The organism is Pseudomonas sp. AL03, from assembly GCF_029960815.1.
GTDB lineage: Bacteria > Pseudomonadota > Gammaproteobacteria > Pseudomonadales > Pseudomonadaceae > Aquipseudomonas.
On the sequence record NZ_JASBRE010000001.1, the window covers coordinates 249,984 to 263,275 of the forward strand.

At 59.1% G+C, this 13,292-nt stretch carries 11 protein-coding genes and 1 pseudogene; 7 read left to right on the top strand and 5 right to left on the bottom strand.

Annotation, left to right across the window (positions count from 1 at the left end):
• The first annotated feature begins 47 nt into the window (after nucleotides 1-47).
• Together cysD and cysN are read left to right on the top strand one after the other, a co-directional pair.
• Nucleotides 48-965, top strand: a complete 918-nt coding sequence (cysD, locus tag QK293_RS01095) for a sulfate adenylyltransferase subunit CysD (protein WP_131061189.1) — start codon at nucleotides 48-50, stop codon at nucleotides 963-965.
• A 9-nt stretch (nucleotides 966-974) separates the two neighbouring features.
• Nucleotides 975-2,873, top strand: coding sequence for a sulfate adenylyltransferase subunit CysN (gene cysN / locus QK293_RS01100; protein ID WP_282375125.1), 1,899 nt, complete (start codon nucleotides 975-977; stop codon nucleotides 2,871-2,873).
• Nucleotides 2,874-3,033: 160 nt separating this feature from the next.
• Here the strand turns inward: cysN and QK293_RS01105 are convergent, their stop codons facing one another.
• The 3 genes and pseudogenes from QK293_RS01105 to QK293_RS01115 form a co-directional block, all read right to left on the bottom strand.
• A complete protein-coding gene (locus QK293_RS01105) occupies nucleotides 3,034-3,942 on the bottom strand; it encodes an acyltransferase (protein WP_282375126.1) in 909 nt (302 codons plus the stop codon).
• A complete protein-coding gene (pta, locus tag QK293_RS01110) occupies nucleotides 3,943-6,042 on the bottom strand; it encodes a phosphate acetyltransferase (protein ID WP_282375127.1) in 2,100 nt (699 codons plus the stop codon).
• Nucleotides 6,043-6,102: 60 nt separating this feature from the next.
• Nucleotides 6,103-6,441 (bottom strand): annotated as a pseudogene (locus QK293_RS01115) (DUF3565 domain-containing protein).
• Between QK293_RS01115 and QK293_RS01120 the strand changes: the two are divergent.
• The 3 genes from QK293_RS01120 to QK293_RS01130 all read left to right on the top strand — a co-directional run bounded on the left by QK293_RS01120 (nucleotide 6,410) and on the right by QK293_RS01130 (nucleotide 8,760).
• Nucleotides 6,410-6,895, top strand: coding sequence for a peptidylprolyl isomerase (locus QK293_RS01120; protein ID WP_045061434.1), 486 nt, complete (start codon nucleotides 6,410-6,412; stop codon nucleotides 6,893-6,895). The pseudogene QK293_RS01115 and the gene QK293_RS01120 sit on opposite strands and share 32 nt — an antisense overlap.
• Before the next feature lie 122 nt (nucleotides 6,896-7,017).
• The gene (locus QK293_RS01125; protein WP_282375128.1) at nucleotides 7,018-7,500 is read left to right on the top strand and encodes a glutathione peroxidase; all 483 of its coding nucleotides are present in this window, start codon (nucleotides 7,018-7,020) and stop codon (nucleotides 7,498-7,500) included.
• A gap of 156 nt (nucleotides 7,501-7,656) precedes the next feature.
• The gene (locus tag QK293_RS01130; protein WP_282375129.1) at nucleotides 7,657-8,760 is read left to right on the top strand and encodes an NADH:flavin oxidoreductase; all 1,104 of its coding nucleotides are present in this window, start codon (nucleotides 7,657-7,659) and stop codon (nucleotides 8,758-8,760) included.
• Here the strand turns inward: QK293_RS01130 and QK293_RS01135 are convergent.
• Nucleotides 8,729-9,952, bottom strand: coding sequence for a glycosyltransferase family 1 protein (locus QK293_RS01135; protein ID WP_282375130.1), 1,224 nt, complete (start codon nucleotides 9,950-9,952; stop codon nucleotides 8,729-8,731). The two genes, QK293_RS01130 and QK293_RS01135, sit on opposite strands and share 32 nt — an antisense overlap.
• Nucleotides 9,953-9,992: 40 nt before the next feature.
• Nucleotides 9,993-10,745 carry a sulfate transporter CysZ gene (gene cysZ / locus QK293_RS01140; protein WP_282375131.1) on the bottom strand — a complete coding sequence of 251 codons (753 nt, stop codon included), beginning with the start codon at nucleotides 10,743-10,745 and terminating at the stop codon, nucleotides 9,993-9,995.
• A gap of 315 nt (nucleotides 10,746-11,060) precedes the next feature.
• On the opposite strand from cysZ, the gene trxB reads away from it, so the two are divergent.
• Both trxB and QK293_RS01150 read left to right on the top strand, forming a co-directional pair.
• On the top strand, nucleotides 11,061-12,023 hold the full coding sequence (gene trxB, locus QK293_RS01145) for a thioredoxin-disulfide reductase (RefSeq protein ID WP_131061180.1): 963 nt from the start codon (nucleotides 11,061-11,063) through the stop codon (nucleotides 12,021-12,023).
• Between the two features lie 561 nt (nucleotides 12,024-12,584).
• Nucleotides 12,585-13,157: a hypothetical protein gene (locus QK293_RS01150; protein WP_282375328.1), complete on the top strand. Its 573-nt coding sequence runs from the start codon at nucleotides 12,585-12,587 to the stop codon at nucleotides 13,155-13,157.
• Nucleotides 13,158-13,292: the final 135 nt, after the last annotated feature.

Consider the following 13,292-nt stretch of genomic DNA (forward strand, 5'->3'; position numbering starts at 1 on the left):
CGAACACGGCCCGCTGGCCGTCCATAAGATCGTTTTCGTGAGTAGCCATGGTCGACAAACTGACGCATCTGAAACAGCTGGAGGCCGAAAGCATCCACATCATCCGCGAGGTCGCCGCCGAGTTCGATAACCCGGTGATGCTGTACTCCGTCGGTAAAGACTCCGCCGTGATGCTGCACCTTGCGCGCAAGGCATTCTTCCCCGGCAAACTGCCGTTCCCGGTGATGCACGTCGACACCCGGTGGAAGTTCAAGGAAATGTACGCGTTCCGCGATCGTATGGTCGAAGAACTGGGCCTGGACTTGATCGTGCACGTGAACCCCGATGGCGTCGCGCAGGGCATCAACCCGCTGACCCACGGCAGCGCCAAACACACCGACATCATGAAAACCGAAGGCCTCAAGCAGGCCCTCGACAAGTACGGTTTTGATGCCGCTTTCGGTGGTGCCCGTCGCGACGAAGAGAAATCCCGTGCCAAAGAGCGCGTGTATTCCTTCCGCGACACCAAGCACCGCTGGGACCCGAAAAACCAGCGTCCCGAGTTGTGGAACGTCTACAACGGCAAGGTCAACAAGGGCGAGTCTATCCGCGTGTTCCCTTTGTCGAACTGGACCGAGCTGGACATCTGGCAGTACATCTACCTCGAAGGCATCCCGATTGTGCCGCTGTATTTCGCCGCCGAGCGCGACGTCATCGAGATGAATGGCACCTGGATCATGATCGACGACGAACGCCTGCTCAATCACCTGAGCGATGAAGACAAGGCGCGTATCGTCAAGAAGAAGGTCCGTTTCCGTACTCTCGGCGACTACCCGTTGACCGGTGCGGTCGAGTCCGAGGCCACCAGCCTGACCGACATCATTCAGGAAATGCTCCTGACGCGAACTTCCGAACGCCAGGGCCGGGTCATCGATCACGATGGCGCTGGCTCGATGGAAGAAAAGAAACGTCAGGGTTATTTCTAAGGGGTTGTCATGTCGCATCAATCTGAGTTGATCAGCGAGGATATCCTCGCCTATCTGGGCCAGCACGAACGCAAGGAAATGCTGCGCTTTCTTACCTGTGGCAACGTCGACGACGGCAAGAGCACTCTGATCGGGCGCCTGCTGCACGACTCCAAAATGATCTACGAAGATCACCTGGAAGCCATTACCCGCGACTCGAAAAAAGTCGGCACCACCGGCGATGACATCGACCTGGCATTGCTGGTCGACGGCCTGCAGGCCGAGCGTGAGCAGGGCATCACCATCGATGTCGCTTACCGTTATTTCTCCACTGCCAAACGCAAATTCATCATCGCCGACACCCCCGGCCATGAGCAGTACACCCGCAACATGGCCACCGGTGCGTCCACCTGTGACCTGGCGATCATCCTGGTCGATGCCCGTTACGGCGTGCAGACCCAGACCCGTCGCCACAGCTTCATTGCCTCGTTGCTCGGCATCAAACACATCGTTGTCGCCATTAACAAGATGGACCTCAACGGCTTCGACGAAACAGTCTTCGAGTCGATCAAGGCCGATTACCTGAAGTTCGCCGAAGGCATCGCGTTCAAGCCGACCACCATGGCTTTCGTGCCGATGTCGGCGTTGAAGGGCGACAACGTGGTGAACAAGTCCGAGCGCTCGCCGTGGTACACCGGCCAGTCGCTGATGGAAATTCTCGAGACCGTCGAGATCGCCAACGACCGCAACTACACCGACCTGCGTTTCCCGGTGCAGTACGTCAACCGTCCGAACCTGAACTTCCGTGGTTTCGCCGGTACGCTGGCCAGCGGCGTCGTGCACAAGGGCGACGAAGTCGTTGTGCTGCCGTCGGGCAAGAGCAGTCGCGTGAAATCCATCGTCACCTTCGAAGGTGAGTTGGAGCACGCCGGTCCAGGTCAGGCTGTCACGCTGACCATGGAAGACGAGATTGACATCTCCCGCGGTGACTTGCTGGTGCACGCCGATAACCAGCCGCAAGTGACTGATGCCTTCGACGCCATGCTGGTGTGGATGGCTGAAGAGCCGATGCTGCCGGGCAAGAAATACGACATCAAGCGCGCCACCACTTACGTGCCGGGTTCGATCACCAGCATCGTCAACCGCGTTGACGTGAACACCCTGGAAGAAGGTCCGGCCAGCTCGTTGCATCTGAACGAGATCGGTCGGGTCAAGATCAGCCTCGACGCAGCCATCGCTTTGGACGGCTACGCGAGCAACCGCACCACCGGTTCGTTCATCGTCATCGATCGTTTGACTAATGGCACCGTTGCGGCCGGCATGATCATCGCTCAGCCATTGAGCTACGGCACCAGCACGCATCACGGCAAACTGGCTCACGTCGCCACCGAAGAACGCGCCCAGCGTTTCGGCCAGCAACCGGCCACCGTGTTGTTCAGCGGTTTGTCGGGCGCGGGTAAAAGCACCCTGGCTTACGCGGTTGAACGCAAGCTGTTCGACATGGGCCGTGCGGTGTTTGTACTCGATGGTCAGAACCTGCGTCACGACCTGAACAAAGGTCTGCCACAGGACCGCGCCGGGCGTACCGAGAACTGGCGTCGTGCGGCTCACGTTGCGCGTCAGTTCAACGAAGCCGGTTTGTTGACCTTGGCAGCCTTCGTTGCGCCGAGTGCCGAAGGTCGTGAGCAGGCCAGGGACCTGATCGGCAAGGAGCGGCTGCTGACGGTCTATGTCCAGGCCTCTCCGGCGGTCTGTGCCGAGCGTGACCCACAAGGCCTGTACGCGGCGGCCGGGGATAACATCCCGGGCGATTCCTTCCCTTACGACGTGCCGCTGGACGCCGACCTTGTGGTCGACACCCAGTCGCTGTCGCTGGAAGAAAGCGTCAAGCAAGTGCTGGATTTGCTGCGTCAGCGTGGCGCGATATAAGCGTTAGCCATTAATAAAAAACCCGCCGATGAGTGATCATCGGCGGGTTTTTTTGTGTCCCTGAAATCGCCTTCGCGGGCAAGCCTCGCCCCTACAGGTTAACTGCTATCACCACCGACCTGGAGCGAGGCTTGCTCGCGAAGAGGCCGGTACAGCCACCTCAAGACTTGCCTGGATACTCCCGATGCATCTGCTCCAGCAGCGCATCCTTGTCTTCCCACAACTGATTGATCCACCCCTGAAACTGCAATCGATATTCCCCATCCTGGTCGTAGTTCTTGCCGATGAACTGCGGAGGAATCTTCAGTTCCTGAAAGTGCACCACCACATCCTTCACATTCCCACAGAGCAGATCCCAGTAACCGGGACGTCCGGCCGGATAGTGAATGGTCACGTTGACGATGGCTTCCAGCTGCTCACCCATGGCATCCAGCACAAACGCAATGCCGCCGGCCTTGGGCTTAAGCAGATACTTGAACGGTGATTTCTGTTGCGCATGCTTGCCTTCGGCGAAGCGTGTGCCTTCGACGAAGTTAAAAATTCCCACCGGGTTATTGCGGAACTTGTCGCACGTCTTGCGGGTGGTTTCCAGGTCTTTGCCTTTCTTCTCCGGGTGCTTCTCCAGATAGGCCTTTGAGTAGCGTTTCATGAACGGAAAGCCAAGCGCCCACCACGCCAGGCCAATCACCGGCACCCAGATCAGTTCCTGTTTGAGGAAGAACTTCAGCGGGCGGATGCGGCGGTTGAGCACGTACTGCAGCACCATGATGTCGACCCAGCTCTGGTGGTTGCTGGTGATCAAATATGAGTGCTGATAGTCCAGGCTTTCGAGGCCGCTGAGCTTCCAGCGCGTGTGCCCGAGCAAGTCCATCCACGCTTTGTTGTTGCTGATCCAGGCTTCATGGATGTGGCCCATTAGCCAATCGGTAAAGCGCTGGGCGGCGGGGAAGGGCAGCAGCAATTTAAAGATCGCCACGATGAACAGCGGGGTGCAACAGGCAATCGTGTTCAGAGCCAACAACATCGAGGCAATGACGCCTCGCAGCGGTGCAGGTAGGGAATCCAGCATTTAAAGATCCAAAGGTCGGTTGGCAGCTTGAATCGCGGTCAACGCGATGGTGTAGACGATGTCGTCGACTTGCGCGCCGCGCGGCAGGTCGTTCACCGGTTTGCGCAGGCCTTGCAGCATTGGGCCGAGGCTGACGCAATCGGCGCTGCGCTGCACGGCTTTGTGGGTGGTGTTGCCGGTGTTCAGGTCGGGGAATACGAACACTGTGGCGCGACCGGCGACCTGGCTGTTCGGCGCCAGTTGCCGGGCGACGGTTTCGTTGGCGGCGGCGTCGTATTGCAATGGGCCGTCGATCAACAGCGAGTTCTGTTGTTCGTGGGCGAGCAATGTCGCTTCGCGAACCTTCTCGACTTCTTCGCCGCTGGCCGATTCACCGCTGGAGTAGCTGATCATCGCCACGCGTGGGGTGATGCCGAATGCGGCGGCCGAGTCGGCGCTTTGCAGCGCGATCTCCGCCAGTTCGCTGGCGCTCGGGTGCGGGTTCATCACGCAGTCGCCGTAGACCAGCACTTCCTCGGGGAAGAGCATGAAGAACACCGACGACACCAACGTGCAGCCCGGCGCCGTTTTAATAAGCTGCAGGGCTGGGCGGATGGTGTTGGCGGTGGAGTGAATGACCCCGGACACGAGGCCGTCGACTTCATCCAGCGCCAGCATCATGGTGCCGATCACCACGGTGTCTTCCAGTTGCTGCTCGGCCATCGGCGCGTTGAGGCTTTTGCTTTTGCGCAGGGCGACCATTGGCTCGACGTAGCGCTCGCGGATCAGGTCCGGGTCGAGAATTTCCAGCCCCGGCGGCAACTCGATGCCTTGGGCACGGGCGACGGCTTCGACGTCCGCAGGTTTCGCCAGCAACACGCAGCGGGCGATACCGCGTGCCTGACAGATCGCTGCGGCTTGCACCGTCAGCGGCTCGCTGCCTTCGGGCAGAACGATGCGCTTGTTGGCGGCCTGGGCACGCTGAATCAATTGATAGCGGAACACCGCTGGCGACAGACGCATTTCCCGTGGTGTGCCGCAACGCTGGTGCAGCCAGTTGGCATCGAGGTGGCTGGCGACGAAGTCGGTGATGATCTCTGCGCGCTCACGGTCGTCGATCGGGATTTCCTTGTTCAAACCGTTCAACTGGTTGGCGGTGTCGTAGGAGCCAGTGCTCACCGACAACACCGGCAGGCCAGCCTGCAACGCGCCACGGCACAGGTCCATGATGCGCGGGTCGGGCAGGGTGTCGCTGGTCAGCAACAGGCCGGCCAGGGGCACGCCGTTCATGGCGGCGAGGCTGACGGCGAGGATGATGTCGTCGCGATCGCCGGGCGTCACCACCAGCACGCCGGGCTTGAGCAGCTCCACGGTGTTGCGCATGGTGCGGGCGCAAATGATGATTTTGGTCATGCGCCGGGTTTCGTAATCGCCGGCATTGAGAATCTGCGCGCCCATCAGATCGGCGACGTCACGGGTGCGCGGGGCGTTTAATTCCGGCTGGAACGGGATGCAGCCGAGCAGGCGGAAGTCGCCGCTGCGCAGCAACGGCGAATGCTCTTTCAAGCGCGAAGCGAAGGCCTCCATGCTCTCGTCGGTTTTGACTTTGTTGAGAATTACTCCGAGGACTTTCGGGTCTTTCGGGCCGCCGAACAATTGCGCCTGCAATTCCACGCGGCCAGACAGTTCGGTCAACACTTCGTTTTCCGGCGCCGAGACCAGGATCACTTCGGCGTCGAGGCTCTTGGCCAAATGCAGATTGACCCGCGCGGCATAACTGGCGCTGCGGGTCGGGACCATGCCTTCGACGATCAGCACATCTTTGCCGACGGCCGCCTGCTGATAGAGGGTGATGATTTCTTCGAGCAGCTCGTCCAGCTGGCCGTCTCCGAGCATGCGCTCGACGTGTGCCAGACCGAGCGGCTGAGGCGGTTTCAAACCGTGGGTGCGGGCCACCAGTTCGGTCGACCGTTCAGGCCCGGTGTCACCCGGATGGGGCTGGGCAATTGGTTTGAAAAAACCGACTTTGAGGCCGGCCCGCTCAAGGGTACGTACCAGCCCAAGGCTGATGGAGGTCAGACCCACACCAAAATCGGTGGGCGCGATAAAAAAAGTTTGCATGCGGATTCTCTGGAGGTGCATGGCAATGGTGACAACCTATGACTGGCCGTCTACCGAAATTCAGTCGCCAAGGTTATCGCTAACCGAGCCTTGTGCGCACCAACCGCAATCAAAGGGCTGGCCTATTTTTTCAATACGTTGCGCGGGGTCCAACACCCAGGCGCGCGATTGTCAGGGCGGCTGGTGGCGCAGGTGCTGGGTGTGACCGCAGGAAAGCTCGGCCACCCAGTGCCCGTCCTCATCCTGATGGAAACCTGTGACCGTCGAGTCTTGCGCCGCGGCCCGTCTGTCCGGGTTGTGTTCGCTTTCGGGCGACTGCTTCGCTAAACTTGGCCATTCTTCATTCTTATGCAAAAGGTCTCGCCCCATGCTGATCGCCGCCAATAAGGCTGTCTCCATCGACTATACCCTGACCAACGACGCCGGTGAGGTCATCGACAGCTCCGCCGGCGGCGCGCCGCTGGTCTACCTGCAAGGCGCAGGTAACATCATTCCGGGCCTGGAAAAGGCTCTGGAAGGCAAAGCAGTCGGTGACGAACTGACGGTTGCCGTAGAGCCTGAAGATGCCTACGGCGAATACGCTGCCGAACTGGTCAGCACCTTGAGCCGCAGCATGTTCGAAGGCGTCGACGAACTGGAAGTGGGCATGCAGTTCCACGCTTCCGCTCCGGACGGCCAGATGCAAATTGTCACCATCCGCGACCTGGACGGCGACGATGTCACCGTCGACGGCAACCACCCATTGGCCGGCCAGCGCCTGAATTTCCAGGTCAAGATCATCGACATCCGTGATGCCAGCCAGGAAGAAGTCGCTCATGGTCACGTCCATGGCGAAGGTGGCCATCACCACTGATTTTCTGCGCTAAGCTCAGAGAACTGGAGAGGCGCCTGAGGGCGCCTTTTTAGTCCGCGGCTGTCCCTGGTGACACCGCCAAGTGGCTGTTTCGAGAAGAACACGGGAATTTGGAGTTCGTCATGAGTGCTTTTCACGACCTTAAATTGACAGGCCTGGATGGTCAGGAGCTACCTCTGGCGCCCTTCAAGGGGCACGTCGTGCTGGTGGTCAACGTCGCCTCCAAATGTGGCTTGACCCCACAATATGCGGCGCTGGAAAACCTCTACCAGCAATACAAAGCCAAGGGTTTCAGCGTGCTGGGCTTGCCGTGCAACCAGTTTGCCGGGCAGGAACCGGGCACCGAGCAAGAGATCCAGGAGTTTTGCAGCCTTAACTATGGCGTGACCTTTCCGTTGTCCAGCAAGCTGGAAGTCAACGGTCACGAACGTCATCAGTTGTACCGCCTGCTGGCAGGCGAGGGTGCGGAGTTCCCGGGGGACATTACCTGGAACTTCGAGAAATTCCTGCTGGGCAAGGATGGTCGCGTGCTGGCGCGGTTCTCGCCACGCACGCCGCCGGATGATCCGACGATCGTTCATGCGATTGAAAGAGCGCTGAGCTGAACCCAAAAAATCGCAGCCACCGAGCTGCGATTTTTTATGCCTGCCTTTTGAACCTTAATCACCGCAATCAATAGTGCTGTGCAGCGCTTGTTGCTCCGCATATTATCGCCGTCATAAAATTTCCATCCCGTCGATATCGTTTTCGTGGAGTGCCCCATGCCAGTCAAAGCCCTGTTCAAACCGTTCCACCTCGGCACCCTCGAACTGCCGACTCGCGTCGTCATGGCGCCGATGACCCGCTCGTTTTCGCCGGGTGGCGTTCCCAATTCCAAAGTGATCGAGTACTACCGTCGTCGCGCCGCCGCAGGTGTCGGCCTGATCATCACCGAAGGCACCACCGTCGCCCACAAGGCTTCCAACGGCTACCCGAACGTGCCGCATTTTTACGGTGACGCAGCGCTGGCCGGCTGGAAGAAAGTGGTCGACGCGGTTCATGCTGAAGGCGGCAAGATCGTTCCGCAGCTGTGGCATGTCGGCAGCGTGCGCCGCATCGGCACCGAGCCGGATGCCAGCGTGCCGGGTTACGGTCCGTCGGAGAAATTGAAGGACGGTCAGGTCGTGGTTCACGGTATGACCCAGCAAGATATCCAGGACGTGATCGCCGCGTTCGCCCAGGCCGCCAAAGATGCCCAGAGCATTGGCATGGACGGCGTGGAAATTCACGGTGCCCACGGTTACCTCGTGGACCAGTTCTTCTGGGAAGGCAGCAACCAGCGCACCGACGAATACGGCGGCAGCCTGGCCAACCGTTCGCGCTTCGCCATTGAACTGATTCAGGCGGTGCGTGCGGCGGTCGGTGAAGGCTTTCCGATTATTTTCCGTTTCTCCCAATGGAAGCAGCAGGATTACACCGCGCGTCTGGTGCAAACACCCGAAGCGTTGGGCGAATTTCTCAAACCGTTGTCCGATGCCGGCGTGGATATTTTCCACTGCTCGACACGTCGTTTCTGGGAACCGGAATTCGACGGTTCCGAGCTGAACCTGGCAGGCTGGACCCGCAAGCTCACTGGCAAGCCGACCATCACGGTGGGGAGTGTCGGCCTGGACGGCGAGTTCCTGCAGTTCATGGTCAACACCGACAAGATCGCGCAGCCGGCCAGTCTGGAAAAACTGCTGGAGCGTTTGAACAATGATGAATTCGACCTGGTGGCGGTAGGTCGTGCGCTGCTGGTGGACCCGGACTGGGCGCAGAAAGTGCGTGATGGCCGTGAAGAAGACATCCTGCCGTTCAGCCGTGAGGCGTTGATGACCCTGGTTTAAGCCGAGGCTCAAGGCTTGAGGCAAGCGGGGTCTGACAAGCCCCGCGCAATTGCCCCTCAAACTGCTCGATAATCGCCGGCCAACCCTGCCGACTCGCATGCTGACGCGCATTAAGCCGCACACAGCGTAAGGTTTCGCGCTTCTCCAGCAGCCAACACGCTGCATCGCAGAACGCCTCTTCGTCCCCCGGCATCGCCAGTACACCGTTGTAGCCATGGCGGATGTGCTGAGCCGCCGCCGCTTGATCGTAAGCCACCACACCCAAACCCGAAGCCAGTGCCTCAAGTACCACGTTGCCAAAAGTCTCGGTCAGGCTCGGAAACAGAAACACATCCCCCGACGCGTAGTGACTGGCCAGGGCTTCGCCGCGTTGTGAGCCACAAAAAATCGCCTCGGGCAGTTCCTTCTCAAGTGCCGCTCGTTGCGGACCATCGCCGACTACGATCAACTTTATCGTTTGCTGTGGATAAGTCGCTTTCAGCGCGTCGAAACTGTGCTTGAGCAGGCCCAGATTTTTCTCCGGTGCCAGGCGTCCTACGTGGATGACAGCAATGTCGTCGTTACCCAGCCCCCAACTATCACGCAGGGCATTAATCCGTTTGGTCGGGTGAAACAACTGGCTGTCGACCCCTCGGGACAGCAACGCCAGGCGCTCGAAATGCCAGCGCTCCAGTTCCAACCGCTGGCTCACGCTGGGCACCAGGGTCAGGGTCGAGCGATTGTGAAACCAGCGCAGATAGTGAGTCAGCAAACGTGTCAGCAATCCGAGCCCATATTGGCTGGAGTACTGCTGGAAATTGGTGTGGAAGCCACTGACGACCGAAATCCCCAAGCGCCGTGCCGCGCGCAAGGCCGACAATCCCAGCGGTCCTTCCGTGGCGATGTACAGCACGTCCGGCCGATGACGCTTCCAGCGCCGCAGCAATTTGTGCATCGACGACTGGCCCCATTGCAAGCCGGGATAGCCCGGCAGCGGCCAGCCCCGACACAGCAACAGCGCATCGTCGCTGCCCAGTTGCTGGTCGCAAACCTGACGAGGTCGCACCAATTCCACCTGATGCCCGCGCGCGCGCAAGCCGTCGCACAAGCGGCCAAGGGTATTGGCTACGCCGTTGATTTCCGGTGGGAAGGTTTCGGTGATCAGGGTGATATGCAGAGCTGTCGTCATGACCTCAGTGTCGGCTGAGGCCATGTCGTCAGTGTGACGGTGGGATGATGGATTTGTGACGGGCTCAGCGTTGGGTCACCAGGTTTTCAGCCCCGCGCTCGCGCACCCAGAACAAGGTCGCACCCGCCACCGCCGCCGGCATCATCAGGATGTTGACCACCGGAATCAGCAGCACCAGATAAACACTCCCGCCGAAACTCATGCTCTGCCAGCGCTTCTCGCGCAACCAGGCAAGCATCTCGTTCCAGCCCAGTTTGTGGTTGTCCGCCGGGTAGTCGATGTATTGGATCGCCATCATCCACACCCCGAACAGCAACCACAGTGGCGCAGCGATGATGTTCACCACCGGAATGAACGAAAGGATGAACAACCCGATGGCGCGCGGCAGGAAGTAGCCGAGTTTGCGCATTTCCCGGGCCAGGGTGCGAGGGATCATGGCGATCAGTTCGCCCCAGCTGAAGGCCGGGAAGTCGTCGGTGCCGCGCACCACCACTTCGACTTTCTCCGCCAGGAAACCGTTGAATGGCGCGGCGATGACGTTGGCCAGCATGGTGAAGGTAAAGAACACCATCAACACCACCAGCACCACGAACAACGGCCAGAGGACATAATTGAGAAAACTCAACCAATCGGGCAGGGACGGCATCAATGTATCGACCCACAGGCTGAATTGATGGCTGGCCAGGTAGATCAATCCGACGAACAGCACCAGGTTGATCACCAGGGGCAACAATACGAACAAGCGCAGGCTTGGGCTCAGGACCAGCTTGAGGCCTTCGCGCAGGTATTGCGGGCCGGACAGAACGGGGGCGGGCATAACGTGCTCCGAGCAAAGGGGAAACGCGCCGACCTTACCGGCTTTGTCTGACGGGCGAAAGCGCGGTAGCAGCATCGACATTAACTGTAACAAAGGCGCCTATCTCTCCCTCGTGATGGGATAGAGACCGCCTATGAGCTGGATTGTTAAACCGTATTTCCTTAATCTTCGCCCCCTCGATACGCTGCACCCAATCTTTTTACAGGACTGTCGAGCTCAAGCCTTCCCCAAGTGCTTTCAACGGTCCTTTTTTATTCCCGCCGGCAACCCGGCGTTCCGGGCCAGAAGTTTCGGGCCGGTCAACAGGAGCAGGTCATGTCTGAAGTCCGTCATTCGCGAGTGATTATTCTCGGTTCCGGCCCTGCCGGTTACAGTGCTGCGGTGTATGCCGCCCGTGCCAACCTCAAGCCACTGCTGATCACCGGCATGCAGGCCGGTGGTCAACTGACCACCACCACCGAAGTCGACAACTGGCCGGGCGACGTCCACGGCCTGACCGGCCCGGCGCTGATGGAGCGCATGAAAGAGCACGCCGAGCGTTTTGAAACCGAAATCGTCTTCGATCACATCAATGCCGTCGACTTCGCTGCCAAGCCATACACCCTGACCGGCGACAGCGCGACCTACACCTGCGACGCCCTGATCATCGCCACCGGCGCCAGCGCTCGTTACCTGGGCCTGCCGTCGGAAGAAGCGTTCATGGGCAAAGGCGTTTCGGCCTGCGCAACCTGCGACGGTTTCTTCTATCGCAACAAGCCAGTGGCTGTGGTCGGTGGCGGTAACACCGCTGTTGAAGAAGCGCTGTACCTGGCCAACATCGCCAGCACCGTGACCCTGATCCACCGTCGCGAAACCTTCCGCGCCGAGAAGATCCTGATCGACAAGCTGAATGCCCGGGTTGCCGAAGGCAAGATCGTCTTGAAGCTGAACTCGACTCTGGACGAAGTCCTGGGCGACAACATGGGCGTAACCGGTGCCCGCCTGAAGAACAACGACGGCAGCTTCGACGAGCTGACAGTCGACGGCGTGTTCATCGCCATCGGCCACACCCCGAACACGTCGTTGTTCGAGGGTCAGTTGACCTTGAAAGACGGTTACCTGGTGGTGCAGGGCGGCCGTGACGGCAACGCCACTGCCACCAGTCTCGAAGGCATCTTTGCTGCCGGTGACGTGGCTGACCACGTTTACCGTCAGGCCATCACCTCGGCCGGCGCCGGCTGCATGGCCGCACTGGACGCCGAGCGTTACCTTGACGACCTGCAGAACGCTTCGTTCTGATTGCGTTGTAATGAAAAAACAGGCCTCGGTTATTCCCCCACCTAGGAATACATAGTTAGGGTCTTTCTAGACTGTAACTACCCAAATACCCCTCTATGAGGGGTATTTTTTTGACATCGCTAATCTGAAAGCCATACCGTGATTTAGCAGGGTATGTAGGTGAATTGAGTCCCATGTGCGAAATCGCATCGTACTTGGCCATTCATTTGCGCTCGATCAGGCAATCGAAAACAACTCTGAGAATCATCTGGCCGGCCTTCCCACCTCACGAGGTGGCGCAAAATTCAAAGTGCGAACTTAGTCTTTTACTGTGAGGAGGCCGTGATGAAATTTTGTGGCATAGACCTGCATTCGAACAACGGTGTTGTGGTGGTTGCCGACCGGCTACATTCATCCGCCAAGGAATGACCGCCTCTATGTGTGACGACAGTTGTATCGCGGTTGGTGCCAGCACCTATGAATGAAGGATCATCTTGAAAATGCAATTGCAAATTTGTATCATTCGCTTTCAATTCAGCGAAGCAGGGAATGCAGCGCCAAAACAATAATAAGGTCAAGGCAATGCTCAAAATGCTTCTCGTATACGGTCATCTGCTCGCTACGTGTATTGCCCTGGGGAGGGTGTTGCAGGCGGATCACAAGCTGTGGAGTTGGCGCAAGGAAATACTGGACCAGGCGAGGCTTGAGTACCTTGATGAAACTCAGAGGATCGTCACCCTCGCACTACTGGCTCTTTGGGCAAGCGGACTGTTGCTGGTGCTTCAGGGTTATCTCAATGAAGGCGACGCGTATCTGCTCAATCAGAAACTCTGGGCCAAGGTAACTGTCGTCGCGCTGCTTAGCCTCAACGGTGCATTATTGCATCGAGTCGGCTTCCCGTTGCTGCAAAAGGCTCCATTCGTCGCACTGCGCAGTGCAGGCCGCACGCGGCTCGCCTTGTTGGGTGCGCTTTCCATGAGCGGTTGGCTGTTCGCCGCTTTCCTGGGGGTGGCTCGAGCCTGGAATCACGTGTTGCCTTATCTACATGTGATGGGCGCATTCGCCGCATTCTCGTTACTGGCTTGTTGCGTGGCACTTGCAGTCGCCGGTAGGGCGGGCAGTGTCGGTGCGCAAAAATCCTCGGTACCGGGGTAGCTATCAATAACGTGCAGCCGGTAGCCTGGAGTTTGTCGAGCCATGGTGGTCATTGTCCGCTGCGGCCACCGCCAGCGCTTGAACCTGCACCTGTCCCGGCGCCGCTGCCACTCGAACCGCCCTTCAAGTCTAAAC

Excerpts from the sequence above, each read along its gene's own strand:
- trxB (WP_131061180.1), top strand. The coding sequence starts at position 11,061 with ATGTCTGAAGTCCGTCATTCGCGAGTGATTATTCTCGGTTCCGGCCCT.
- cysD (WP_131061189.1), top strand. The coding sequence starts at position 48 with ATGGTCGACAAACTGACGCATCTGAAACAGCTGGAGGCCGAAAGCATC.
- pta (WP_282375127.1), bottom strand. The coding sequence starts at position 6,042 with ATGCAAACTTTTTTTATCGCGCCCACCGATTTTGGTGTGGGTCTGACC.
- QK293_RS01125 (WP_282375128.1), top strand. The coding sequence starts at position 7,018 with ATGAGTGCTTTTCACGACCTTAAATTGACAGGCCTGGATGGTCAGGAG.
- QK293_RS01120 (WP_045061434.1), top strand. The coding sequence starts at position 6,410 with ATGCTGATCGCCGCCAATAAGGCTGTCTCCATCGACTATACCCTGACC.
- QK293_RS01130 (WP_282375129.1), top strand. The coding sequence starts at position 7,657 with ATGCCAGTCAAAGCCCTGTTCAAACCGTTCCACCTCGGCACCCTCGAA.
- cysZ (WP_282375131.1), bottom strand. The coding sequence starts at position 10,745 with ATGCCCGCCCCCGTTCTGTCCGGCCCGCAATACCTGCGCGAAGGCCTC.
- cysN (WP_282375125.1), top strand. The coding sequence starts at position 975 with ATGTCGCATCAATCTGAGTTGATCAGCGAGGATATCCTCGCCTATCTG.
- QK293_RS01150 (WP_282375328.1), top strand. The coding sequence starts at position 12,585 with ATGCTCAAAATGCTTCTCGTATACGGTCATCTGCTCGCTACGTGTATT.
- QK293_RS01105 (WP_282375126.1), bottom strand. The coding sequence starts at position 3,942 with ATGCTGGATTCCCTACCTGCACCGCTGCGAGGCGTCATTGCCTCGATG.
- QK293_RS01135 (WP_282375130.1), bottom strand. The coding sequence starts at position 9,952 with ATGGCCTCAGCCGACACTGAGGTCATGACGACAGCTCTGCATATCACC.